The sequence below is a fragment of the Rhodospirillales bacterium genome, assembly GCA_028824295.1.
In the GTDB taxonomy this organism is placed as follows: Bacteria; Pseudomonadota; Alphaproteobacteria; order TMED109; family TMED109; genus VXPW01.
Map to the genome: position 1 here is coordinate 1 of JAPPED010000028.1, position 24,642 is coordinate 24,642.

Consider the following 24,642-nt stretch of genomic DNA (forward strand, 5'->3'; position numbering starts at 1 on the left):
GCCCGCCCGAAGGGGCCACGCGTCCAGGGGGCAATGCGCGGGCGTTCGACTGGCAGGTCCTCAGCGGTCTCGACCTCCAGCTCCCGTGGATCCTCTCGGGCGGGCTGACACCGGCCAATGTCGGGGCGGCCGTCGCGAAATCGGGTGCGGCGGCCGTCGATGTCTCGTCGGGGATCGAGCGTGCGCCCGGTGAGAAGGACGAGGCGCTGATCGTGGAATTCCTGACCGCCGCGCGGGCACCCGTGCAACGCCCGGCGCCGGTTTTGCAGTAAGGTCGGCAACGACCCACTGTCGGCGGATACGCACTATGGACCAGACCAATACCTTCCGGAGCGGACCCGACGAGGACGGGCACTTCGGAACGTACGGCGGCAGATTCGTCGCCGAGACCCTGATGCCGCTGATCCTCGATCTCGAGGAACACTATGTGGCGGCCTCGCGGGACGAAACGTTCTGGTCTGAATTCAACGATTTGCTCAAGCATTACGTCGGCCGGCCCAGCCCGCTGACCTTCGCGCCGCGCATCACCGAACGGTTCGGTGGTGCCAAGATCTATTTCAAGCGCGACGAGCTCAACCACACGGGGGCCCACAAGATCAACAATTGCATCGGGCAGATCCTCTTGGCCCGGCGCATGAAAAAGACCCGCATCATCGCCGAGACCGGGGCCGGACAGCACGGCGTCGCGACCGCGACCGTGTGCGCGCGTTTCGGCATGCCGTGCACGGTGTACATGGGCGAGACGGACATCGAACGCCAGCAGCCGAACGTCTTTCGCATGCGGCTCCTCGGAGCCGAGGTGCGCCCGGTGAGTTCAGGCACGCGCACGCTGAAGGACGCCATGAACGAGGCGCTTCGCGACTGGGTCGCGAACGTCGAGGACACCTTCTACATCATCGGCACGGTGGCGGGCCCGCATCCGTACCCGGCACTGGTCCGTGACTTCCAGGCCGTGATCGGCAACGAGGTGCGGGAGCAAATCGTGGAGGCCGAAGGACGGCTGCCGGACACGCTGGTCGCCTGCATCGGCGGCGGCTCCAACGCAATGGGTCTGTTTCATCCGTTCCTGGACGACCCCGACGTCCGCCTGATCGGCGTCGAAGCGGGCGGCGAGGGCGTCGAGACCGGCCGCCATGCGGCTTCGCTCACGGCGGGGCGGCCCGGTGTGCTGCACGGCAATCGCACCTACCTGCTGCAGAACGATGATGGTCAAATCGATGACGCGCATTCGATCTCGGCGGGCCTCGACTATCCGGGAATCGGGCCGGAACATGCCTGGCTGCACGATGTCGGGCGGGTCGAATACGTGTCGGTGACCGACACCGAGGCCCTGGCGGCGTTTCAGCTCTGCACAGAGCTCGAGGGGATCCTGCCGGCGCTCGAGCCCAGCCACGCGCTCGCGCACGTGGCGAAACTGGCGCCGGACTTGCCGGCCGATCACCTGCTGGTCATGAATCTCTGCGGGCGCGGTGACAAGGACGTCTTTTCGGTCGCCGAGGCGCTGGGGGTCGAGTGGTGAGCAATCGCATCGATGCGCGGTTCCGCCGGCTGGCCGAGGAACGCCGGGCCGGCCTGGTCACGTTCGTGACCGCCGGCGATCCGAACCCCACCGAGAGCCGCCGCATCTTGGCCGACCTGCCGAGGGCCGGTGCCGACGTGATCGAGCTCGGCATGCCGTTCAGCGATCCGATGGCCGACGGCCCGGCCATCCAGAAGAGTTCGCTGCGGGCCCTCAAGGCGGGTCAGACCTTGGCCGAGACGCTGACGATGGTGGCCGAGTTTCGGTCCGGCGACGACGCGACGCCGATCGTCCTCATGGGGTACTACAATCCGATCTTCTCCTACGGGGTGGACCGGTTTCTCGAGGATGCGACTGGTGCCGGCGTGGACGGACTGATCGTCGTGGACCTGCCGCCCGAGGCGGATTCCGAACTCTGCGTGCCCGCGCGTGCCTGCGGGCTCGACTTCATCCGACTGGCCACCCCGACCACGGACGACCGCCGGCTGCCCAGCGTCCTCCGGAACGCGTCGGGTTTTCTCTACTATGTCTCCATCACCGGGATCACCGGTACTCGCGTGGGGGAGTCGGACGTGGTGGCCGGGGCACTCGCCCGCATTCGTGCGTATACCACCCTTCCCATCGCCGTCGGGTTCGGGATCAGAAGCCCCGAGCAGGCTGCGCGGATTGCCGAGACTGCAGATGCCGTGGTGGTTGGCTCGGCGCTTGTCGGCGCGGTCGAGCAAGCCCCCGGGAACGCTGCTGCCGCGGTGTCCGAGCTGGTGGAGGAACTGAAGGCCGGCGTGCTGTCCGCGCGAGGGGCTGACCGGGGAGGTCGCGCATGAGCTGGCTGTCCGAATTCATCCGGCCCAAGCTGCAGGCGGTCGTGGGCCGGCAGGCTGTTCCGGACCTATGGACCAAGTGCCCCGGCTGCGACCGCATGATGTTCCACAAGGAACTGGAGGCGCAGCTCCGGGTGTGCTCGGCGTGCGGCCATCACCTGCAGATGCCGGTCAGCGCCCGCCTTGAGCTTCTGTTCGACGACGGCAGCTACGAATTGATGGAGCTTCCGGCGGTCGAGGAAGACCCGCTCCGGTTCCGGGACCGCAAGCGCTATACGGAGCGACTGAAGGTTGCCCGAGCGGAATCAGATGCGGCTGACGCGATCGCGGTGGCCACCGGGGAGATTGGCGCGCGCTGTGCGGTGGTCGCGGTGCTGGACTTCGGCTTCATGGGCGGCTCCATGGGAATGGCCGTCGGCGAGGGATTGGTACGGGCGGCGGAATTCGCCCGGAAGCACAGCCAGCCGTTGATCGCGGTCACCGCTTCCGGCGGCGCCCGCATGCAGGAGGGGATTCTCTCGTTGATGCAGTTGCCGCGCACGGTCGCGGCGATCGAAGATGCACGGGAAGCGGGATGCCCGTACGTCGTGGTCCTCACGCATCCCACCACCGGTGGCGTGACGGCGTCGTTCGCCATGCTCGGTGACGTGGCGCTGGCGGAGCCTGGTGCATTGATCGGGTTTGCCGGGCCGCGGGTCATCGAGAACACGGTTGGCGAAACCCTCCCGGAGAACTTCCAGCGGGCCGAAAAGGTGTGCGAGCTCGGAATGATCGACGCCGTGGTGCCGCGGTCGGAGCTGAAGGCCACGCTTGTGCGCATTCTCGGGCATCTGACCAATGGCCCCCTGCCCCCACGCGCGGACACGACAGCGGGTTCTACCGGCGTTGCCGTTATCGCTTGACGCGCGGCTGACCCGCCTCGCTGAGCTTCATCCGCGATCCATCGACCTTTCGCTGGAGCGAATCTGGCACCTGCTTCGGCGGCTGGGTCATCCCGAGCGAGATCTGCGTCATGTGGTGCACGTGGCCGGCACCAACGGGAAGGGCTCCGTCGTCGCCATGCTGGGCGCCGTGCAGCGGGCGGCCGGTCGCACGGTCAATGCCTACGTTTCCCCGCACCTGTTGCGATTCAACGAACGGATCCTGATCGACGGGCAACCCATCGATGACGGCGCCCTTGTGGCCGCGCTCGACGAGGCCGAGGAAGCCAATGCCGGCGCGCCGATCACGTTCTTCGAGATCACGACCGCGGCGGCGTTTCTGGCATTTCGCGCGCGCCCGGCGGAAGTGACGCTTCTGGAGACCGGGCTCGGGGGACGCCTCGACGCCACCAACGTGGTGGAGCGGCCGGCGCTCACGGTGATCACACCGGTTGGGTTGGATCATTGCGACCGCCTCGGCTCCACGTTGCCCGAGATCGCTGCCGAGAAGGCCGGAATCCTGAAGAAAGGGGTGCCGGCAGTGGTCGGGCGCCAACAGCCGCCGGCGATGCGGGTCATCACCGCGCGCGCGCGCGCACTGAGTGTCCCGTTGCATCGCCACGGCGTGGAATGGCGTCTGCAGGCGGATGGCAAACCAGCCCGGTACGTTGATGCGGCCGGCCGTCGGATGGACTTGCCTACGGCGCTGTCAGGTGCACACCAGGCCGAGAACGCGGCGATCGTCGCCGCGAGCATCGCGCTGATTCCGGACCTCGGGGTACCGGAGGCAACCGCCACCAGGGGTTTCGAACGCGTGCGGTGGCCGGGCCGCCTGCAGCGACTGAAAGAAGGCAAGCTTGTCCAGCTGGCTGCCCCGTCAGAGCTCTGGCTGGACACGGGGCATAACGCTGACGCCGCCAGGGTGCTTGCGGACTGGGGGCGGGAAGGCCCGCCGTTGCGGTTGATCGTCGGGCTCCTGACGACCAAGGATCCCGCTGCATTCTTCCGGCCGTTCCGCGGCATTGCCCGGGGGGTGGAGACCGTATCGCTTGGATCGAGCGCTACGGCGTGGTGTCCCGCTGAACTGGCCGATATCGCGAAGCGCGCCGGTCTGTGCGCGTCGCCGCACGATTCACTGGAAGCCGCCGTGCGGCGGGCCGGCGAGACGGGGCAGCGCCACAGGATCTTGATTGCCGGATCGTTCCTGCTGGCCGGGCAGGCGTTCAACTGTTCGGGAGTGGACGAAATCGCGATGGGTGGTTGAAGAGAACGGTGCGCCGGAGCCCCGCGTATCCCGACCGGCAGCAACGGGGGCCCCTCGTACCGACCGATCAGGCGCCGCCGCTGGCCCCCAGCGAATCGTCAATCCAGTTGTAGAGGGCCTGCTTGGAGACGGATCCCACCAGACTGTCCACCAGCGTACCGCCCTTGAACAGCATCACGGTGGGAATGCCGCGCACCCCGTACTCGGTCGGCGTGGCAGGGTTGGCATCGATGTCGACCTTGGCGATCTGCAGTTTGCCTTCGTACTCCTTGCTGGCCTCGTCGAGGATGGGGGCGATCTGCTTGCACGGCCCGCACCATTCCGCCCAGAAGTCGACGAGGACCGGAATATCCGACTCCAGTACGTCGGTTGCGAATGAATCATCGGTAACTGCCTTGGTGCTCATTTCCTCGGTCCTCGTTCAGATGCAATGGATGAATGCGTCGCGGAGTCTAGCGGCGGCAGGCTTCGGCTGCCTCCTCGCCCGAAACGTCACACGGCGCCTGCACACACGGCCGGCCGGTTTCCTGTGCGCCGGCTGGATGGTCCTCTGGCAGAACGTGCAAATCACAGGATCGCGGCTGGTGCTTACGGTCGTCCGATGCCCGTCCGATCCTCCCGGAGCCGCCGTTGAAACTCGCGGCGTCTGGAAAACTCACGCTCAATGCATTGGATCCCGCGTCGCCAAAGCACGTACGCCGGGTTGGCCGTCCGTCGATGTCGTTTGCGCGCTAGCGCCCTGCCTTCTTCGATCTGGGAAGCGTCACGACCGCCGTGAAAGACAACCGGCGGATCCAGATAGAGGATGTTCAGCCCGTTTTCCCAGTAGTAGTTGATCGCTTGGTCGATCTCCCAAGTCATCTTGGGAGTCACGGCCAGGAAACGGCGCGCTGCCTCTCGCGTGATGACATAACCTTCGCATCCGAAATCGTGATATCGCACGCGCCCCAAGCTGTGGCCGGTCGGAAGCCGCATCGACGATACAAACGCTTTTTCCGGCGTGCGTCGGCTCAGCTTGACGACGTCGAAGGCGAGCGGCCGGTGCTCCAGCGCTGCAAGGACCGGTGGGAGGTCTGGTGAAAGCTCGGCGTCGTCCTCGAAGATCGCGAACACTTCCGGCCCATTCTCTGCGACCTCCTGCATCACGCGTCGCTGGCTCAACCAATTGGCGATGGAGGCGTCGGCTTGTGGCTTCAGGCCCATGCGCCTCCGGGAGTTCCGGTCTACCTGGGCGTACTGTTCCTGGGTCAGGTGCCTGCCGTCGACAGCCTCGTGAAATTCCGCCTCCAGTCCAAGCTCGGTGAATTGCCGAAGCATGTGGCATCGACGCGCCTTAGCGCGGGCCAGATTGATGACGAACACTCGCATGCTCTCTTCCTCTGCTGGCCTGGCAGTGCGGTGGTTTGGGGGCACCGATGCACGAAGGATGATGCACTCAGAATCTATGTTGCCAGTTTCGCTCTCTTCAACTTTTGCCGGAAGAATCTTCGTTTCAAGACTTCCTCTCTCAAGATGCTCGCTGCGCGACGAGGTAGCTTGGGGACAGACCAATGCACCCGCTGACGTGAGCCTTCCTGCAGGAATGAGTGGTCGCCGGCATCATTGCCGTGAGAAACTACAGGCTCGTGCAGTGAGAATACGTTTAAGCCGTTTTCCCAGTGCGCGTGAAGTGTGTGATCACATCTGTTGATGATCCTCGGGTACCGGCTCAGCAGTTTGCCGGCGGCAGTCTTCGAAATGACGTACCCATGAGCGCCCCAGTCGGAGTACTTGGTGATACCCAGCTTCACGTTCTCGTCAATCGTTTCCAGTACCATAAACTGCAGGTAGGTCTTGTTCCGATGAAGAAACACAAGGTCAAAGTCCGATCCCGCTGAGTACGCCTCCTGCAACGTTCGGAGCACGCTCCCGATGTTCGGTGCCAGGGCCACATCATCCTCGAAGATTGCAGTTAGGTCGGGCTCGCCGGACGCTACGTCTGCGATCGCTCTTCTGTGGCTCAGATGGCAGGCCACCATCCCCGGTGAGAGCGCGCGCCGCCCCTCCCTGTTGCGGGCATCGTGGTCAACGTTTTCGTAGTCCTGTTCGTTCAGGTCGCGCCAGTCGGTTGCTTCCAGGGCTTCAAAATCAATGCTGAGTTGGTTGAACTGTCGGGCAATGGCCTTGAGCCGGGCTTTCGCCCTCGGAAGATTGATAACGACGCACTTCACGGCACTGAGGTCACAGTGCGTTGGCGCATCGGCGCGCCAAACCCGTCATGCGAAGAGGTTTCGCTGACGAAGTGCCTGCCATTCGTGCCGAGGCGCCAGCTGGCCACTGGCGGGGATGATGAGTGTTCCGAGAATCTTTCATCGTCCTTGGCTGCTCGCTTCGCTGATTGGACATTTCTGGGGAGACGCGCTTCAACTGTTGATGTACCTGAACTTGGTCTGGACGCCCCTGCCGGACGCGGGACCCGATCGGCCAGTCGACGCAGTGCCGTAGCTATTGCGGCAACAAGTGACAATGCTGAGCGATGACGAGGGTCGTGCCATCTGGATGCCCAAGCCCAACACTAAGGTGTCCAGCGGCAACCGTCCGGGCGAATCAACAGACCACATTTGGTATTTCAAACTTGGTTGGAGACAGAGCGACGAAACCTGGATGGATGCGAAGTGCCTGCAAGAAGACAGTGGCGACCTTGCCCATGGACCCATGGCGATACTGCTCGGGATCCGAACGAAGCAGGTGAGAAGCAGCAGCGTTGGCCAAACTCGCGGCCATGTGTCTGACAACACACCTTCCTTCAGAGCCAAATCGGAATCAGGCTGATTCCGACGGTCCAGCGAAGCGCTGGCGGGGTTATTGTGGTTGCCGCAGGTTAGGGCCTCGAGCTGGAAACAGAGCTGTTCGACCTAACGCAGAAAGCTGAGAGGCAATGCGAAGCGGCATCGACTTGGTCGTCACCAACCTGCACCGAAACTACACCGGTGTGTCTGCTACAGCCGCGGGAGTCGTCAAAGGTCAGGCAGGACGTTATCGCATGCTGCTCGCCGGTCGAGCGCTACCCAGTTGCATGCCCCCAGTTCCCCTTAGGCGGGCCCTCCGGCGTTCTCGGAGCCCGGCACCTGGGCACAAGTATGTCTTGTGGCATGTCCGAAGAAACAACGAGATACGCGCTGCCCTGCTCGCGCGGGATATCCTGAAACTGCCAGTGCGCATTGTCTTCACCTCCGCAGCGCGCCGCCGCCATTCTGCAGTGCCGCGCTGGCTGATCAGCCAAGCGGATGCAGTGATTGCCACGACCGAGAAGGCTGCGGCATTCGTTCCGAACGTCCATGCCGTTGTTCATCATGGCGTGGACGCAGAACGCTTCCGGCCGGCAGAAGACCGGGCTGCAGCTTGGAAGCTCGGGCAATATCCTGGCAAGTTCGGGATTGCCACGATCGGTCGAGTACGGCCGGAGAAAGGCACTGATCTATTCGTCGAGGCGATGATCCGGCTGCTCCCTCACTATCCTGAGGCAACCGCACTCATCATAGGCAAAGTTACGGCTACCCAGCGAAGCTTCCAGGGCGAACTCAAGCGGCAAATTGATGCGGCAGGTCTGACCAAGCGAATCATTTTCACAGGCGAGATTGCCGCCGGTCAGCTGCCGCAACTGGTCCGAAGTCTGTCGCTGCTGGTGGCCGCGGCCCGCTACGAAGGGTACGGAATGACACCTCTGGAGGCCATGGCCAGCGGCGTGCCGGTTATCGCCAGCGACACAGGCTTTTTCCCCGCCTTCATCGGTGTCAATGAGGCAGGAATTCTCGTAGATCGATTGGATGCGGGACAGATTCTCTCATCCGCGCGGAGCATGATCGACAATCCCGGTGAAATGGAACGCATGAGTAGTCGGGCGAGGCAACGAGCCATCAGCTTGTTTGGTCTGGAATCTGAGATTGACGGCATACACCGGGTGTACGAGAAACTTTGGACATAGTCTCCAGAATGCTCGACACTAGGTAGGTCCAACTGCTCATGCGGCAATGCAGCCGCGCACTTTCGGAACAGCGTCCAAACCGTTGGACTTGCCGATTCTTGGATACAGTGAAATTCAGAGAGCTGTGGGCATTTGTGGTGCCCCGCAATTCAAAGATGCTGCACGTAGTGAAGAGCTGGAGTTCACATCAAGACATTTTAGTTCCTGAGAAATAACGTATTCCCGTCCTCCCCAAGAAAATACGGGGTGTACCCCCTGCGTTTCATCAGACCATAAAGGTCCAAACTCCAGAGATGCGAACTCGTGGTTTCGGCCAGGATTGCCTCGGGGAGGCCGTCATCGGCAACTGATTCGAGAAACGGCCCCAAGGCTTGATCTTCAAAACCTTCGATGTCGATTTTGATTACGAAGACGTCGAACGAACTTCCAAGCGGAGGCAGGAAGTCAACAAGACATCGTACCGGAACCCGATTAGCTCTCGCCCAGGAGGCTTGGGGTGCATGAAGAGAGGAGAATCCAAGATTTCGCTCGTCAATCCAGAGATCGGCATATCCATCACTTGCACCTAGCGATATCTCTTGGATTTCGACCAGGTTCTGCAGATCGTTTAACGCGAGGTTCCGTCGCAGTCGTGCGGCCATGACCGGATTCGGCTCGAACGCAACGATGTGGGATCCTGCACCCGCAGCTTCCGCCAACGGCAGGGTATACGCTCCGCAGTTTGCACCTACGTCGAGAATCAGCGCCCGTTTTCCTGCGACCAACAGGGTGAGCCGACCGATAGAGGCTGCTTCCCGCCTGGTTCCGCGCAACCACATAAAGCACTCAGTGGAATTGTCTGCCGGATGGAGCAGGAGGCTGTGTCCGCCAACTTCTAGCTCCACGGCAGGCCAAAGACGGCGAACGATTGGATGCAGGAACCGGGTGCGCGAAAGCAGATTGAACAGGATTCGTTGAAACCCCAATGAGGTGCTGGCTCTGGACATTGGGTCTTGCTGGCCTCCCGAGCTGCGCTCAGATGCAGGCGCTGAATGCCAGTGAGAGACGGAGTGGCTGTCCGACCATTCCAAACCTGCCTCAGGATTCCCTTTCCGGCTCGAGCAATACCGGCCCTTCGACGTAGAACAACAGCCCGCGAATGTTCCGTCCGGGGTAGGTGTTGGCCAGGAGTGCCACGTAATCGGCGATTTGCTCGCGATAGCCAACCGGCGCATCTTGCCAGGATTCTGGCGGTGCTCCGGTCTTGAAATCAATGACGATCACGTCGTCGTCGGTCACGACGAGCCGGTCGATCTGCCCTTCGACCAGGCGGCCCTCGAGTTCGCCGGCGATGCGAACTTCGGCCCGGCTGTCCGCCGAGAACATGAATGCAAACTCGGGTCGTTCGAGCACGCCCAGCACGACCGAGCAGAGGTCTGCACGCATGCTGTCGGGAAGTTCGGGGGCCAGCTTCTGCGCAAGGGCTGCCGCGCGCCCGCGCCGCTCCGCGCCACCGAGACCGGCTAGATGCTCGAGCAGCTGGTGCGCCAGCGTTCCACGCGCAAGGGCCATGGCCTTGCTGTCGTCGTCAACCTCGGGAGCTGCGCGGCGCGCCAGTCGCGGTGCGCGCTCGAACGGGGCGAGGGTTTCGAGCCATGTCGGGAGATCGGGTCGCTCGGCGGAAGGGGACGGGACTGGTTTCGTTTCCCCGCCCGAGCCCGTCACGTTCTCCTCGAAGACATAGGCCGGGGTCGCCTGCTTGTCGACGCTCGGAAACGTAGGGTCGACGGTCACATCGAAATCTGCATGGTCGACCAGCGCGCTCCGCACGAGGTTCGACCACCAAGTCCCCGGCTCCTTCGGAGGCCGCTTTTGCCACGACGCGATCACGATCCGGTCCTTGGCTCGCGTCATGGCGACGTACAGCAGACGTTCGTATTCTCGCTGCTCTTCCTCGGCGAATTCACGTTGCAACTCGGTCACGACGTCAGGCCGCTCCCCTTCGGGCAGCTTGAATATGGCGGTGTCGTCGGGGTCCCAGACGATGGAGGAACGCAGGCGCGGTTTGCCCTCACGCTCGGCAATGAACACGACGGGCGCCTCGAGTCCCTTGGCTGCATGCACGGTCATGATCCGGACGCTGCCGCTCGTCAATTCCATGTCGCGCTTGACCTCGAGGCTCTCGCCCTCAATCCAGTTAGTGAAGCGTTCAAGCGAAGGGATCTCACGACGGCCGAATTCGAGGGCCTGGAACAGGAATTCCTCGATTGCATCTGCTGCATCGGGCCCGAGGCGAGCGAGCAGGGCGGTGCGCGATCCCTGCTCGCCGTCGAGAGCGAACGAGAACAAGTCGAATGGTGTCTCGCTGGCCGCCTTCGCGGTGAGCACCCGGAGCCGGTCGTAGACCGTGCGGTACGCCGCGTCCTCGTCCACATGTTCGCGGAGGCTGTCCCAGAGGCTTTTCGCATCGCGATTGTGCGCGAGCGCGAAGAGTTGGTCTTCTCCCAAGCCCTGGTCGAGTCCGGCGAGGGGCCCCTTGAGCACGTTGGCGAGGGCCAGGTCATCGTGCGGATGCAGTAGGAAGCGCGCGAGTTCGATCAGGTCGATCACCGGGGGCTGGTCGATCAGGCGCATTCGGTCAACACCCGCGACGGGAATACCGGCTTCGCGGAGGGCGCGGACAACGAAGGGCATCAGGGGCAGCCGCTGACGCACCAGCACCATGATGTCGCCTGGACCGTACCTGGATCGGGTGCCGTCACTCGGGTAGATCAGCGTCCTGATTCGTTCGGCCATGAGGCGGGCGAGCCGGCGGACGTGGGCATTCGGGCGCTCATCGCCCTCTTCGGGCTCCACGGGCGGCCACACTTCAATCCGGCCATGCGCATCGGCCCGCCGGGCGGTGTGCGTCGTCTGTTCGCCTTCCCGACGTCCATCCCGTTGCGTGTTCCAGAATTGGTCGACCGCCTTGAGCAGCGCCGGTGCAGACCGGAACGAAAGATCGAGCTGGACGGACTTCCAGGGCAGTCTCGCACCGGAGACCCGCTCCTCGAACTGGCGGCTCTTCCTGACGAAACCGTCGGGGTCGGCCCCCTGGAACCGATAGATCGATTGCTTGGGGTCTCCCACAGCGAAGATGGTGCGTCGCGCTTCCTGCGTCGCGCTCACGCCGCTGAAAAAGTCCTCGGCGACGGCTGAGATCACCTGCCATTGAGAAGGTGCGGTGTCCTGAGCTTCGTCGACCAGGATGTGACTCACTCCGCCGTCCAGCTTGTAGAGGATCCAGTCGCTGGCCGACCGCTTGGTGAGCAGGTTGGCTGCGCGGACCAGGAGGTCGTCGTAGTCGACAGCGACCAGGTTTCGCTTCAGGCGCTCGTACCGTCGCCGTTCCTCTTCCGCCAAACGCGCAATCGCAGAACTAAGGCGGAACGTGCGGATCGCCTTCAGCGTTTCAATGTCTTCCTGCACCGCGCCGCTTTCGGCTTCCAGAAACCTGACCGTGTCCGGGTTGCCGAGGGATGTCCAGGGAAGGCGCTGGCGCGGCGTTCCCTTCTGAGTAACGAACACATCGCGCCAGCTGCTCCAGCAGCCGAGTAGGGCGGCGTCATCATTCGGCGCGTCGATCCACGCCTCGAGGGCATCCACAACTTTGACCAGCGAGGTCTTCTGGTCGGCTTCGCTGACGAGGACGTCGAGTGCCTGCCGCGCCGCACTCCCGGCGGCGCCGGGTTCCGTCCGGAGCCATGCACGGCGGATGACACCTGTTTCGGTGTCGGTCGGATCGATGTCCAGCCGGGCGGCAATCTGCGCCACGTACGCGTCGATGCCACCGCTCCGATTCACGATTTCGTGAAAGGGTTTGCGCCGCGAGGAGAAGTCGTTGAGGACCTCACCGATCTGTCTTTCCGCAAGCGTGCGGGCGACAGTCCGAAAGCCTTCCGCCAGCGCGCCGCCCTGCTGGCCGGCCGCCTGGAGCATGCTGGTGCGGGCTTCCGTGCGAAGCGCGGCTGCATCGATTTCATCGAGAGCCCGGAAATGAGGTGCGAGCCCCGCCTCCAGCGGGAAACTCGCCAGCAGGGACTGGCAGAAGGCGTGGATGGTCTGAATCCGGATACCCCCCGGGCACTCGAGCACCTGGACGAGCAGTTTGCGGGCGATTTCGGCAGAGGCTTGCTGGTCCCTTGGCGCGTAACCCACCAACTCCTTGATCCTCTGACTGATGGCTGCGTCATCGTCTGCCGCCCACTTGGTCAGTTCCGCGAACAGCCGGTTTTCCATTTCGGCTGCCGCCGCCCTCGTGAAGGTGATGGCGACGATGTGCTCCGGCGGCACGCCGTTCAGCAGCAGGCGGAGGAACCGATCGGTCAGGACCTTGGTCTTCCCGGTACCGGCGTTGGCCGACACCCAGGCCGAAATGTCGGGGTTCGAGGCCTCCCGCTGGCGGCGGCGCGCCTCGACCGAAGTGGCGGTCACTCGTCGGGATCCCTGAGGCCCGCCAAAGTCCATTCGTGGGTGCGGGCCAGGGCTGCGTAATCCGAGTACGGTTCCGGATCGTGCGTGGCGGTATAGGCGGTGTCCGGGTCTTCGAACGCACGGATCAGCGCCTTGAGCCGGCCGAGCGACGCGGCCAATGCAGCCGATGTCTCGGCCGGCGCGAGCGCCGGTCCGTACTCGCCGCCGTCCCGGCGCCCGGTAAGCTTCCAATAGACCAGCCGACCAACGGTCCCCTCGGCCGGAAGGTTGGGAAACCCGCCGGCTTCGGCAATCACCCCCGCGAGCGGGAGCTGGGGCTCGGCGCCGCTGGCAACATCCTGCTTTTTCGGGACCAGTCCGGTCTTGTAGTCGACAATCGTCATCGCGTGGTCGGCGCGGTCCACCTCAATCCGGTCGGCGCGGGCGACGAGCGTGAAGGGGGGATTGCCGAACGTGTACTCGCCCGAGGTTTCTCCCCAGACGGCATCAACTTTTTTCCTGTGGCGCTGCTCCTGAAGGAGAAACCACTGCACGATGGCATCGAGCCGGTGCGCCCAGGTGAAACGCTCCCACCATTGCTCGTCCAGGCGGTCCGCGGGCTGGAACCGCGCGAGCACCTCCGCCCCGAGCGCATGGAGCCGCGCCGCCGCGTCATCCGGCAGGCTCGAGCCGCCGTGCTCCTGCGTGAATCTCTCCAGGACTTCGTGCACTGCATTGCCGAATTCGGCCAGTCCGGGTCGACGGCCGGGCCGGTCGAGCGCCCGCAACCCGAGCACATGGCGCGCGTAGGTCGCGTAGGGCTCCTTCAGAAAAGTCCGTACCTGCGTCACCGACAGACGGCGCGGTCGAACCGATAGCGGCGGCGCGAATTGGGGCCGCGGCAGCGGCCTGTAGGGGGGCGGAGCGGTCAGCCGCTGCCAGAGGCCGATCGCCCGCGGAGCAGACGGGGTCCGGTCGGCCGAACGGAGCACCGTGTTGAGACGCGTGAGCCACCGCGAGCGAATCGTCGGATTGCCACGCGTCTTGCGGGCGAAACATAGGAAGGCTTCCGGAACGCTTGCCGCGTCGACGAAGTCATGGGCACCCATGCCCGCGCGGTGGGCGTCCGTCAGAAGGCCGAGCGCCGTTTGCATGGTGCGGCTGAGCCAGGGATTGGGCGTTGCCCGCCGCGGCCAGCTGCCCTCGACAAGCCCGCCGGCGATGATCCGGTCGGCGCTGACGAGGCGCGCTTCCAGGGCGCTCAGGATGCTCAGGCGGGGATGGGTGCCGATGCGCGGATAGATGGCAATACCGGAGAGCGCCTCGTCGAACAGGGCGGGATACTCGCCGCCCGGGATCGGACCGAGGGGCTTGGCCGCCGCTTCGAATTCGCGCACGAACCTTTGAACTCGTTCGCCGGAATGATCCGCGTAAAGCCCGTCAGTCCCACCGTTGGCCGGGGTCGCCAGCCATTCGGTAAAGGCCCGGTGCGCCGCCACGATGGCGCCGGCGTCAGTGGTGGTGGCCAAGGCCTCCCGCAACGGTGCCATACGTTGCCGGAACTCTCCGAACCAACGTTCAAGGCCGGCCAGCCGGGGCCGCCGCTCGACCAGCCTTCGCAGTTCCGCCTCGACATCCGGAAATTCATGCCACGCAAAGACTCGGCGGACGACGTGGTGTTCAAACGCCCTGACGTTCGCAATGAAGGTCTGTCGGCTGTCTCCCCCGGTCGCCCGCGGATGTTTGAGCAGCGCCAGGAGGTCGAGGGGCCGTCCGTTACTGGCGGCTGCCCTGATCGCGAGGCGAAACAGTGCTGCGGCAGACGTATTGCCCAGCGGTTCGCCGCCCGAGTCGTCGACCTCGACATTCCAGCGCCGGAGCGTGGTTCGCACCCGGCTGGCGAGCTCCCGGTCGTTGGTGACGAGGGCCGCGGTCTTGCCGGGCGTTTCGAGCGCTTCGCGCATCAGGACCGCGATGGTGCCGGCCTCTTCGACCGAGTCGCGGGCTTCAATGATCTGCAGGCCGTCGAGTCCGGCGTCGACGTCGATCTGCGGCACCGTCTCCGGCCACTTGTGCGACGTCTCGGCTGGCCGCATCACTTCAGCCAGCAGCCGGGTCCGGGCGACCGCTTTCGGAGTTGGCTCAGACCCGGGCCAGTTGCGAACCTGTGCGCGATCCGAGCCAAGCGTCTCCAGCAGCTTTTTCAGGCCAAACTGCGGGTGGGATTCGCTGAGCGTCTCCCACGATTCCGCGTCGACCGTGCGATCAAGGCCAGCGAGGACAACTTCGCCGCGGGGCAGCTTGGCCACGGTCGAGATGAGGGCTCGAGCGGCCGGAATCGAACCTGTTGATCCGGCCACGATCACGGGGTTGCGCGGCGGGGACTGTTCCCACAGGGCAGTCTGGTGCCGCAGCAGCCAGGTGCGTCGGGCCGCGGGATCCATGCATCCAGCTTCGGCCAAGATACGGGGCCAGTGATCGCGGAGGATCTCAAGAAACTGGAGCGTCTCCTGCCAGTGTTCGGCCAGGTCCTCGTCCACCAGGGTTTCGAGGTCGGCCAACTGCACGTCCTGGTTTTGCAGCGCGTCCAGCAGGGTACTGAGCTCACTGGCGAGGCGGGCCGCCTCCGCGAGCGCACCACCCGCGCGCTCGCGGCGCATGCTGGCGACCAGCCGGGTCAGGAGCAGCTTGCGGTGCACGGGTCCGATGGCCGGCCGCAGCTCGGCCATCGACGACCCGGGCACCCCGTCGTCGTCCCAGCCAAGGCTGAGCTCCTCTTCGCCGACCTCCCCCAGCGGCGTGATCCGGGGAAGCAGGAGCGCCCGAGGATGCGCCGCCAGGGAAAAGGCGCGCGAAAGGGTCCTGGCCGCGCGGTTGGTCGGTACCAGGATCGTCGTGTCGGCCAGGTCAGTCGACGGATGCGCACGCCGCAGCAGTTCGCTTGCCAAGCGCCGGGCGAACGGCAGCCCGGCGGGAATCGTCCACACCAGTGGCTGCACCGCCGGCTCTAACATGCTGCGTTAATTGCGATTAGTTCCGCGCATTCGACTTTCCCGGGTGCAATTGACCCCATTGCACTTCCCGGACTGCCAACGTGGGCCGAGGAATAACACAATGTCCGCCGCTCGTCTCACGCAAGCCCGGGTGGATGTCTCCGGCCCCCGCCACAAACCCTACGCCGCCCGTGATCCAGCGTTCTGAAGCCGCGGTGTGCACGGGTCGCGGTCCGGGCCGAAGTACCTTGTACGGTGTCAGTCGCCTTCGCCGGGCGGAATCGTCAGAAAGACCAGGACAGAGGAACAGACCGCAAGCGCAATGGGGGAGGAAGCCGAGGCGGTGGACTATTTGGTATCGCGCACGTCGGCGTACACCTCGAACTTCTCAGCGTCGAAGGCGAACGGCTGAACGATCCCGCCGGCCTCGTTCAGCACCGCGGCCGCTTCCGGCATCGCGATGGCGTTTTCCCAGACCCGCGATAGCGTCGGAAATTCCCGGGGAAGGTTGATTCCGGCCAGCAGGGCGTTGCGCACCTGGGGTACCAGGAAGCAGTCCGCCAGCGTGATCGCGTCCCCGACCGCGAATGTTCCCGCGCACCGCCGCAGAATCGCTTCCAGCGCGCCGAACTCCCGGCGGATGAAATGCAGCCGCAACGGGTGCTCCGTGGGCACCGCCTTCACCATGCCCCACTCGCCGATCGCCTGAATGATGAAGGGGATGTTCTGGTAGGGCTGGGTGTCCGCGGCGACAATCCACATGATCCGGCGCATCTCGGCGCGGAGCCACGGGTCGTCGGGCGCCATCGAGCGGTGTCCGGTCGCGCCGATCGAATCCTCGAGGTAGTCCACGATCGGGCCGGACTGGGTCATCTTGCGCCCGTCGGGCAGCAGCAGCACCGGGATACGCCCTTCCGGGTTGAAGGCGGTGAGGTCGGTGGTGCCGAGCTTCCTGGTCTCGGGATCGCCCTCGGGCATCGTGAAGACGGGGATGCCGCGGTGGTCTGTCTCGAAACCCATGTCGACCAGTTCGACGAGAGAAGGCGCAACGCCGCGACATCGCAGGTAGAGCGTCACCCGCATCGAGGCGCTGCTGGTCGGGTGGCGGAACAGGCGCATTCGGCCGCCCGGCACCGCTGCTTCCGTCGTCATGTCGTGTCCCGTCTCGCCATCATCGCGGGCGCTTCCGCCTCGCGGCCTATCGTAACTCGTGCGGTGTGCCATGGGCCGAGGCATCTGACGCGCGTTTCGCGCTGGGTTGGACGCCGTCCGGGCGCAACCCCACGGATCTCGTCCTCAAGGGCCGGCGGGATCCTGGCGGTCGGTTGCCGTGCCAAGCGGCCACGCATGGTCTTCGCGCTCCCGGGGATGGCCAGCTCGCGCGTTCGTGCAGAAGAAAATGCGCCTCGGCAACGGTACAGTCGGGTAACTGGGGCGCCGTGAGCAGGCGGGCGGTCCGCCTGCGCGGGCACATGGAGCAGCGCTGCCGAGCGGTGGGCAGTCGATCCCGAACATGCAACCATAGCCCGTGGACGGTATGAGCCCAGTGCGCACATTCGAGTCACAGCTCGGCGGCCGGGTGATCGCGTCACGGTGGCTGATCATCATTGCCACGGTGATCCTGGTCGGGATTGCGGCGAGCGGCACGGTGTTCCTCGAGTTCTCGGCCGACGACCGCATCTACTTCAACAAAGACAATCCTCAACTGCTCGCATTCGAGGCCCTGGAGGATAAGTACGGGCAGAGCGACAACGTCCTGTTCGTCCTCGTGCCGCCCGACCGCGATGCCACTTCGGCTTTCGCGCTCGAGGCTACCGCTTGGCTCACCGAGCAGGCCTGGACAGTTCCGTACGCGACCCGTGTCGATTCCCTCACCAACTTCCAGCACACCACGGCCCGCGGGGACGACATCTTCGTGCGCGAACTCGTGGACAAGTCCGGCCGCGCCGATGCCGACGAACGGGCCCGGATTCGTGCGATCGCCTTGGCCGAGCCGGCGCTTGCAGGCCGCCTCATCGCGCGGGACGGGGGAGTCAGTGGCGTCAACGTCTCAGTGCAGCTGCCGGGTGCGGACAAGTTGGTCGAAGGGGCGGAGGTCGAGGACACCGCGCGCCGGCTCGCCCATGAGGTCGAGCGGCGGTTCCCGGGCATCGACGTGAGGGTGACCGGCCACGTGGTCTTCAACCAAACGTTTATGGAAGTGTCGCTGAGCGATCTCAAGACGTTGGTGCCGCTGAGCTTCGTGGCCATGACCCTGATGCTGATCTACCTGACACGGGGCTTCAGCGGGACGTTCGCGATCATGCTGGTCGTGGCCCTGGCGGTCATGACTGCCGTGGGCCTCGGCGGCTGGGTGGGGCTCCCGATGACGTCGGCCTCCGCGATCGCGCCCACGGTCGTGCTGACGGTCGCCATCGCTAGCTGTGTCCACGTGTATTCGACCTTGGTCCACCAGCTGCGGAGCAACGCTCCCGGATCGCCCAAAGGCGGTGGCGAAGCCCCGTACCCACCCGCCAAGGCCGAAGCGCAGAAGCGGAATGCAATCATCGAATCGGTGCGGGTCAATCTTCAGCCGGTATTCCTTGCAAGCCTGACCACCGCGCTGGGCTTCCTGAGCATGCACTTCTCCGAGGTCCCGCCGTTCCGCCAGCTCGGCACCTTCGTGGCCTTCGGGGTCGCCGCATCGTTCGTGCTCTCCGTGACCTTCCTTCCTGCCCTGCTGTCGCTGCTGCCCATTCCGGTGCGCGCCCCCCGGCTCGGTCTCGATAGGGGGATGGCCGCGCTCGGGGAATACGTGATCCGCCGGCGCCGGGCCCTGCTGTGGGGGGCCGGACTGGTGGTGATGGCGCTCGTCGCGTCGATACCCCGCAATGAGCTGAACGATGTCTTCCTCCACTACTTCGATGAGGACGTGGAGTTTCGGCGCGACGCGGAATTCACCGCGAAAAACCTCACCGGCATGTATTCGCTGGATTACTCGCTGGCATCGATCGAGCCGGGTGGGATCACCGATCCCGCCTACCTCGCCGATGCCGCGGCGTTCGCCGAGTGGTACCGGGCGCAGCCCGAAACGATCCACGTCAGCGTCATTACCGACACCTTCCGTCGTCTCAACAGGAGCATGCACGGCGACGATCCGGCTGAATACCGGCTGCCCGAAAGCCGTGAGCTGGCTGCGCAGTACCTCCTCCTCTACGAGATTTCACTTCCCTTCGGCCACGATCTCAACAACCAGATCGATGTCGACAAGTCGGCGACCCGGATGACGGTGACCACCCAGACGCTCTCGTCGAACGAGGTGATCGCGCTCAATCGACGGGCGCTGCATTGGCTGACAGACCACGCGCCCAACATCGTGCCTTCCGAGAGTTCCGGCACCACCCTGATGTTCGCGAATCTCGGCCGTCGGAACATCATTGCCATGCTCGTCGGCACCACCATCGCCCTCGTGGGCATTTCCTTCGTCCTCATCTTTGCGCTGCGCTCGCTGCGGGTCGGGCTGACCAGCCTTGTCCCGAATCTGGTCCCCGGTGCATTGGGCTTCGGAATCTGGGGGCTGGCGGTCGGCCAGGTCGGGGTCTCCCTGTCCATGGTGACGGCTATGACGCTGGGCATCGTGGTCGACGACTCTGTGCACTTCCTGAGCAAGTATCAGCGGGCCCGGCGCGAGCTCGGTCATACGTCGCCGGATGCGGTGCGCGTAGCCTTTCGTACCGTGGGTGCGGCCCTGCTCACGACGTCCCTTGTGCTGGTGGCGGGCTTCGTCGTGATCAGCCTCTCCAGCTTCGAGCTCAACTCGGATATGGGCCGGCTCACCGCGCTCGTCATCGCGCTGGCGCTGGTGGCCGACTTCCTCCTCCTCCCCCCGCTGCTCATGAGGTTCGACGCAGGCGCAGGCGGCACCGCGCTGGCTGCCAGGAACCTGCCTGACCAACAGGAATAGCAACGCGCGGCAATCTCAACGCGCCGGACCCCCGTGCGCAAAGGCCCTGAAGGGCATCAGCTCAGTTCGACGTGCGGTCCTCCCCGGGGCGCGACTGGCACCCGGCATGACCATATGCCGACGCGGTGCGCCGCCCCAATGCCGTTCACCGCGGGTTCGGAAGACCACTGAGGGCCACCACCGTCGCCTTCCCCGCCTCGCACCCGTTTGGAGCCTCGAGGGCACGGGTGGTTCCGCCAGCGACGTCGTCGTGGGTGCCGAGTGCGCACCGTGCTACTGCGAGGTCGGGCCTCCCGGTCGGTTGGTCGCCGCGCTGGCGCGCCTCCAGCCGTCGCTGACCGCGGCTGCCCGTTCCGATTTCTTGGGGTGGCTCGCCGACATTTCCTCGGGAAGCGCTTCGATCATCGCGAGGGTCTGGTCCAATGATGCGCCCAACCGGAAGAGAACCTTCCCTGCGTACCGGTCGGCCGAGAGTTCCTCCCGATGTCGTTCGCCCCTGTACACTACGTGACCCATGACATGGCGCCCGATTTCTCGCGCAAGGGTCCCGACGTTGCGCCAGTTCCAGTGTGCATTCGTCCAGCCCAGGTCGGACAGAAACTGCTCGTTCACAAGTACGTAGCGGCTCCCATCGCAAATGAGGGCCTTCGCATTCAGCACACGGTCGGATGCTCGAATTTCAAAATTGATCCCGGACAGGCCGGCGCTCTTCTGGACCGCATGCAGCGCGGAGGCAGCTGCCTCGGAGTACTGGAAGGGAGGGCAGGCGTGGCTCCAGGCAGGGATCAGCACCGCTATCCAGGTAAGGGTCATCCGGATACTCATGGCGTCGGTGTCTCATGCAGATTGGCTCCGAACCCGTCGTGGCCACCAGGGCCTGCAGAGGAGCTGCGGAAAGCTCTAACCATTGGGCCGAATCGGCTTGTCGAACTTCCGGCCAGCGGCAGGGCGGGAGCCGGTGACGGGGATGCCGCCCGCGCGATCGGACGGGTGGATCATCCACCACCGGATCGAGTCCCGCAGCGACGGGGCCAACGGCGGATGCGGCAGGTGCCGACTCACACTGTTGCCTCTTTGGCTGCAAGCAGCCGTTCCGTGTCCTGCACCGCCTGGACGGTGCCGACGTGAAACCAACCGCCGTGGTGCACGATTCCGAACAGGCGCTGCTCGAGGCGGGCACGGCGGTACAGGGCGCCCAGCGGAAAAGGGCCGTCCGGAGCGTCTTTGAACAGGGTCCGCGACAGGATCTGAATGCCCGTGAACACGTAGGGCTGTCGGTCGGTCTCGGCTCGTACGAGTGGTGCTGCTCCCCTGGGAAGCGGGGGAAGGCCGAAATCGCCGCTGCCCGAATAGCCGGTTGTCCGATCCCGGGGCGTCACCAGCAGCAGCGCATCCATGGCCCGAGCGTCCCAGTGCTGCTCCAGCGCCCGAAACGCAAGCTCGGCCCGCGGCAACACAACATCTGCGTTGGCGACCAGAAACGCAGCGTGTTCGAGGTGGGGCAGGGCTCGCCGGACACCCCCTCCCGTTTCCAGGCGGTCGTCCTCCAGGCTGACGTGGACGGGCGGCCGCGTCCGCCGTTCCAGCAGGCACTCGACCTGCCAGCTGAGATGGCTCGCGTTGACGACAGCGTGCGACACGCCGAATCGTTCCAGCGCATCGAGCATCCGGTCCAGCATCGACCGGCCGGCAATCCGGACCAGGGGTTTCGGGACGCGGTCGGTGAGCGGCCGCATCCGCTCGCCGCGTCCGGCGGCGAGCACCATGGCCGTGTGGATGGCCCTCATGCGACGGTCGGAGCGCGGGGCAAGCGAGCGCCTTGGCTACGGATTGCCGAGGCCATTGAACGCATCCGGCTGCCGAAGCGGGGCCGGAACGTGCCGGTCCAACCACTCCCGCACCGCAAGCAACCCGTCGTTCTTGATGCGATGCTCCAGCAGTGTCCAGGTAGCAGGCAGCCACGTCAGGTAACGGGGCTTCTGGTCCCTGCGCGCCAGCCGGGTGAAGATGCCGAGGATCTTGGATGATCGCTGAGCGGAGAGCGCGGCAAACGCGGCGCGGAATGTGGACGGCTCAAGCGACGTCGCGGCAAGGAACCGCTCCATCAATCTGGCCACGAGTTCCGACGGCAGGGGATTCCGAACATCATCGAGCAGCGATGCCAGGTCATACGCAGGATGGCCCGCGAGCGCGTCCTGGAAGTCGATCAGACCGACATTTGCCGGCGGCGGTCGGTCACGGAGGCACAGCAGGTTGTCGACGTGGCAGTCCCGGAGCACGAGAACCGGCAAGGCATCGAGATGGGGGGTCAGCACGGCAGCCCATGCGTCGCGCCACGTCTCGCGGCGCTCCTGGTCGGGTTCGACGCCGACGGCAGGCAGGTACCAGTCCAGAAACAGGTCGGCTTCGGCCAGCAGGGGCCGCAGGTCGTACGGATCCAGCCATTGCGGCGGCGGATGCCGCGTGATCGCAACCAGCACGTCGACCGCCATTTCGTAGAGCGGCTCGGGGGCCGTTCCGGTCGCGAGAACGCGGGAAAACAGGTCGTCGCCAAGATCTTCCAGCAGCAGCCAGCCGTCATCCACGTCCTCGGCCAGGATCTCCGGAGCCGACAGCCCGAGGTCCTGCAGGTGACGCGCCACGCGAACGAACGGCCGGACGTCCTCGAGTTCGGGAGGAGCATCCATCAACACGCCACCAGGCGTGCGGAAGTACCGGCGGTTCGACGCGTCGCCGGCCAGCAGCACGGCGGCATCCGGATCGATTCCCTGGTGTTTCAGAAAGGTGTCCAGCCGGGCACGGCGCTCAGCCATTGTCGGCCACCTTTTGGAGGCGCGAGCCCCACGTGGCCCCCGGCTCGAGCGTCACCGTCCTGCCGGTACCCGCATGATCCAGACGAAGCGTGAGGCGGGCCGGAGGAAGCAGGCGTTCCACGATCTCCGGCCATTCAATGAGCGTGATCCCGTCGGCTAGCGCGTCTTCGAGGCCGAGTTCCCACACATCGTCGGCGCGCTCGAGCCGGTGCAAGTCGAAATGCCACACGTCCCCCGCGCCGGTTGAGTGCTGTTCCACCAGCGACCATGTCGGACTGGGCACCAGGTCGGTACCGCCGAGGGCGCCGATGAAAGATCGAGCGAACGTGGTCTTCCCAGCGCCGAGCGGTCCCACAAGTCCGATGACATCACCTCGGCGCGCCAGCTGCGCCAGGTTGGCCGCGAGGTCTCGTGTGGCGTCGGTATCCGGGAGCAGCAATCGGCGCCGCGGGCCGGTTGCGCCTGATGCCGGGGCGGGTTCCACGCTAGTAGCGGTAAGCAGCCGGTTTGAATGGGCCGTTGCGGTCGATTCCCAGATAGTCGGCCTGGCTCTGGGTAAGGTGGCTGAGCTCCGCGCCAAGGCGCGCGAGGTGCAGACTCGCCACCTTTTCGTCGAGGTGTTTGGGCAACACGTGCACGGTGCAGTCATACCGGTCGCTGCGTGTCCAGAGCTCGATCTGCGCGAGAACCTGGTTGGTGAACGAGGCGCTCATCACGAAGCTGGGATGGCCGGTCGCGCAGCCAAGGTTCACCAGGCGCCCCTTGGCCAGCAGGATGATGCGGTGACCGTCGGGAAAGCGAATTTGGTCGACCTGGGGCTTCACTTCTTCCCAGATGAAGTTCGAGAGTGCCGCCACCTGGATCTCGTTGTCGAAGTGACCGATGTTGCAGATGATGGCGCGGTCCTTCATGGCCCGCATGTGATCCAGCGTGATGACGTCGGTATTGCCGGTGGCCGTGACGAATACGTCACCCCGAGGCGCCGCCGCATCCATCGTGGTTACCTCGTAGCCCTCCATGGCGGCCTGCAGGGCGCAGATCGGGTCGATTTCGGTGACGAGCACCCGCGCGCCCGCATTCCGCAGTGATGCCGCCGACCCCTTGCCGACATCGCCAAATCCGGCGACCACGGCGACCTTGCCGGAGAGCATGACGTCGGTGGCGCGACGGATACCGTCGACGAGGCTCTCGCGGCATCCGTAGAGGTTGTCGAACTTCGATTTCGTCACCGAGTCGTTCACGTTGATGGCGGGGACGAGCAGGCTGCCTTCCTCCGCCATCTGGACAAGACGGCGCACGCCGGTCGTCGTTTCTTCGGAAACTCCCCGGACCTGCTCGCGCATCAGGTCGGCGTGCTGCTCATGCATGACCTTCGTAAGATCGCCGCCGTCATCGAGAACGAGGTTCGGCGTCCAACTGTCCGGGCCGTGAATGGTCTGGTCGATGCACCACCAGAATTCCTCTTCGGTTTCATCCTTCCATGCGAATACGGGCACGCCACGCGCAGCCATCGCCGCTGCCGCGTGGTCCTGCGTCGAGAAGATGTTGCAGGAACTCCAGCGGACTTCGGCACCGAGTTCGATCAGCGTCTCGATCAGGACGGCCGTCTGGATGGTCATGTGGAGGCATCCGGCGATGCGGGCACCGTTCAGGGGCTTTTGGCCGGCATACTCACCACGGACGGCCATGAGGCCCGGCATTTCAGTCTCGGCGATCTCGATTTCTCTGCGGCCCCAGTCAGCGAGCCCCAGATCAGCGACCTTGAAGTCGCGATGTCCAGCGGTCATGGCGGCGATGATCCTTCCAGGAGAGCGGCGCAGTAGATCGGGCGATGGGCGGGGGATTGGGGACAAGCCTGCAGCAAGCCACGGCAATCGTTCACCTTGTTGCCCTGCAATCAAGAATCACAGAATATCTGATGAGAAGTAATGGGCCGATTATAGAACTGGGCAAGTCGAAATGGGGCCCGAAGCC

19 protein-coding genes are annotated in these 24,642 nt (G+C 64.8%); 7 read left to right on the plus strand and 12 right to left on the minus strand.

The features are described from left to right. From OXH60_11885 to OXH60_11905, 5 genes are all read left to right on the plus strand, one after another. Window positions 1–272 (plus strand): hypothetical protein (locus OXH60_11885; GenBank protein MDE0712819.1); only part of this gene is annotated, 272 nt, incomplete at its 5' end. Window positions 273–307: 35 nt separating this feature from the next. Next, on the plus strand, window positions 308–1,519 hold the full coding sequence (trpB, locus tag OXH60_11890; protein MDE0712820.1) for a tryptophan synthase subunit beta: 1,212 nt from the start codon (window positions 308–310) through the stop codon (window positions 1,517–1,519). After that, entirely contained in the window at window positions 1,513–2,343 is an 831-nt protein-coding gene (gene trpA / locus OXH60_11895; GenBank protein ID MDE0712821.1) for a tryptophan synthase subunit alpha, read from the plus strand. The genes trpB and trpA overlap by 7 nt, the downstream gene beginning before the upstream one ends. Then, complete coding sequence (gene accD, locus OXH60_11900; GenBank protein ID MDE0712822.1) at window positions 2,340–3,242, plus strand: acetyl-CoA carboxylase, carboxyltransferase subunit beta; 903 nt, start codon at window positions 2,340–2,342, stop codon at window positions 3,240–3,242. Before trpA ends, accD begins: the two co-directional genes overlap by 4 nt. Next, complete coding sequence (locus tag OXH60_11905) at window positions 3,226–4,524, plus strand: bifunctional folylpolyglutamate synthase/dihydrofolate synthase (GenBank protein ID MDE0712823.1); 1,299 nt, start codon at window positions 3,226–3,228, stop codon at window positions 4,522–4,524. The genes accD and OXH60_11905 overlap by 17 nt, the downstream gene beginning before the upstream one ends. Window positions 4,525–4,591: 67 nt before the next feature. Here OXH60_11905 and trxA read toward each other — a convergent pair whose 3' ends face one another. The 3 genes from trxA to OXH60_11920 all read right to left on the minus strand — a co-directional run bounded on the left by trxA (window position 4,592) and on the right by OXH60_11920 (window position 6,734). Beyond that, entirely contained in the window at window positions 4,592–4,930 is a 339-nt protein-coding gene (trxA, locus tag OXH60_11910; GenBank protein ID MDE0712824.1) for a thioredoxin, read from the minus strand. A gap of 182 nt (window positions 4,931–5,112) precedes the next feature. Then, window positions 5,113–5,892: a glycosyltransferase family 25 protein gene (locus OXH60_11915; GenBank protein ID MDE0712825.1), complete on the minus strand. Its 780-nt coding sequence runs from the start codon at window positions 5,890–5,892 to the stop codon at window positions 5,113–5,115. A gap of 74 nt (window positions 5,893–5,966) precedes the next feature. Then, a complete protein-coding gene (locus OXH60_11920) occupies window positions 5,967–6,734 on the minus strand; it encodes a glycosyltransferase family 25 protein (GenBank protein MDE0712826.1) in 768 nt (255 codons plus the stop codon). Between the two features lie 983 nt (window positions 6,735–7,717). Here OXH60_11920 and OXH60_11925 point away from each other — a divergent pair. Next, window positions 7,718–8,488, plus strand: a complete 771-nt coding sequence (locus OXH60_11925; GenBank protein MDE0712827.1) for a glycosyltransferase family 4 protein — start codon at window positions 7,718–7,720, stop codon at window positions 8,486–8,488. Between the two features lie 197 nt (window positions 8,489–8,685). Here OXH60_11925 and OXH60_11930 read toward each other — a convergent pair whose 3' ends face one another. From OXH60_11930 to OXH60_11945, 4 genes are all read right to left on the minus strand, one after another. Next, the gene (locus tag OXH60_11930) at window positions 8,686–9,474 is read right to left on the minus strand and encodes an FkbM family methyltransferase (protein MDE0712828.1); all 789 of its coding nucleotides are present in this window, start codon (window positions 9,472–9,474) and stop codon (window positions 8,686–8,688) included. Between the two features lie 91 nt (window positions 9,475–9,565). After that, window positions 9,566–12,940, minus strand: coding sequence for a double-strand break repair helicase AddA (addA, locus tag OXH60_11935; protein MDE0712829.1), 3,375 nt, complete (start codon window positions 12,938–12,940; stop codon window positions 9,566–9,568). Next, entirely contained in the window at window positions 12,937–15,933 is a 2,997-nt protein-coding gene (gene addB / locus OXH60_11940) for a double-strand break repair protein AddB (protein ID MDE0712830.1), read from the minus strand. Before addB ends, addA begins: the two co-directional genes overlap by 4 nt. A gap of 327 nt (window positions 15,934–16,260) precedes the next feature. Next, a complete protein-coding gene (locus OXH60_11945) occupies window positions 16,261–17,064 on the minus strand; it encodes a glutathione S-transferase N-terminal domain-containing protein (GenBank protein MDE0712831.1) in 804 nt (267 codons plus the stop codon). Window positions 17,065–17,458: 394 nt separating this feature from the next. Between OXH60_11945 and OXH60_11950 the strand changes: the two genes are divergently transcribed. After that, window positions 17,459–19,855: an MMPL family transporter gene (locus OXH60_11950; protein MDE0712832.1), complete on the plus strand. Its 2,397-nt coding sequence runs from the start codon at window positions 17,459–17,461 to the stop codon at window positions 19,853–19,855. Between the two features lie 273 nt (window positions 19,856–20,128). Here the strand turns inward: OXH60_11950 and OXH60_11955 are convergent, their stop codons facing one another. From OXH60_11955 to ahcY, 5 genes are all read right to left on the minus strand, one after another. Beyond that, on the minus strand, window positions 20,129–20,680 hold the full coding sequence (locus tag OXH60_11955) for a hypothetical protein (protein MDE0712833.1): 552 nt from the start codon (window positions 20,678–20,680) through the stop codon (window positions 20,129–20,131). A 233-nt stretch (window positions 20,681–20,913) separates the two neighbouring features. Next, window positions 20,914–21,642 (minus strand): nucleotidyltransferase family protein, encoded by a 729-nt coding sequence (locus tag OXH60_11960; GenBank protein MDE0712834.1) that lies wholly within the window; start codon window positions 21,640–21,642, stop codon window positions 20,914–20,916. A 36-nt stretch (window positions 21,643–21,678) separates the two neighbouring features. Further along, window positions 21,679–22,668 (minus strand): phosphotransferase, encoded by a 990-nt coding sequence (locus tag OXH60_11965; protein ID MDE0712835.1) that lies wholly within the window; start codon window positions 22,666–22,668, stop codon window positions 21,679–21,681. Next, window positions 22,661–23,152 (minus strand): tRNA (adenosine(37)-N6)-threonylcarbamoyltransferase complex ATPase subunit type 1 TsaE, encoded by a 492-nt coding sequence (tsaE, locus tag OXH60_11970; GenBank protein ID MDE0712836.1) that lies wholly within the window; start codon window positions 23,150–23,152, stop codon window positions 22,661–22,663. The genes OXH60_11965 and tsaE overlap by 8 nt, the downstream gene beginning before the upstream one ends. A 1-nt stretch (window position 23,153) precedes the next feature. Continuing rightward, window positions 23,154–24,455, minus strand: a complete 1,302-nt coding sequence (ahcY, locus tag OXH60_11975; GenBank protein ID MDE0712837.1) for an adenosylhomocysteinase — start codon at window positions 24,453–24,455, stop codon at window positions 23,154–23,156. Window positions 24,456–24,642 lie beyond the last annotated feature (187 nt).

Excerpts from the sequence above, each read along its gene's own strand:
- trpB (MDE0712820.1), top strand. The coding sequence starts at position 308 with ATGGACCAGACCAATACCTTCCGGAGCGGACCCGACGAGGACGGGCAC.
- ahcY (MDE0712837.1), bottom strand. The coding sequence starts at position 24,455 with ATGACCGCTGGACATCGCGACTTCAAGGTCGCTGATCTGGGGCTCGCT.
- OXH60_11960 (MDE0712834.1), bottom strand. The coding sequence starts at position 21,642 with ATGAGGGCCATCCACACGGCCATGGTGCTCGCCGCCGGACGCGGCGAG.
- trxA (MDE0712824.1), bottom strand. The coding sequence starts at position 4,930 with ATGAGCACCAAGGCAGTTACCGATGATTCATTCGCAACCGACGTACTG.
- OXH60_11945 (MDE0712831.1), bottom strand. The coding sequence starts at position 17,064 with ATGACGACGGAAGCAGCGGTGCCGGGCGGCCGAATGCGCCTGTTCCGC.
- OXH60_11955 (MDE0712833.1), bottom strand. The coding sequence starts at position 20,680 with ATGAGTATCCGGATGACCCTTACCTGGATAGCGGTGCTGATCCCTGCC.
- addB (MDE0712830.1), bottom strand. The coding sequence starts at position 15,933 with ATGTTAGAGCCGGCGGTGCAGCCACTGGTGTGGACGATTCCCGCCGGG.
- OXH60_11930 (MDE0712828.1), bottom strand. The coding sequence starts at position 9,474 with ATGTCCAGAGCCAGCACCTCATTGGGGTTTCAACGAATCCTGTTCAAT.
- OXH60_11965 (MDE0712835.1), bottom strand. The coding sequence starts at position 22,668 with ATGGCTGAGCGCCGTGCCCGGCTGGACACCTTTCTGAAACACCAGGGA.
- accD (MDE0712822.1), top strand. The coding sequence starts at position 2,340 with ATGAGCTGGCTGTCCGAATTCATCCGGCCCAAGCTGCAGGCGGTCGTG.
- OXH60_11915 (MDE0712825.1), bottom strand. The coding sequence starts at position 5,892 with ATGCGAGTGTTCGTCATCAATCTGGCCCGCGCTAAGGCGCGTCGATGC.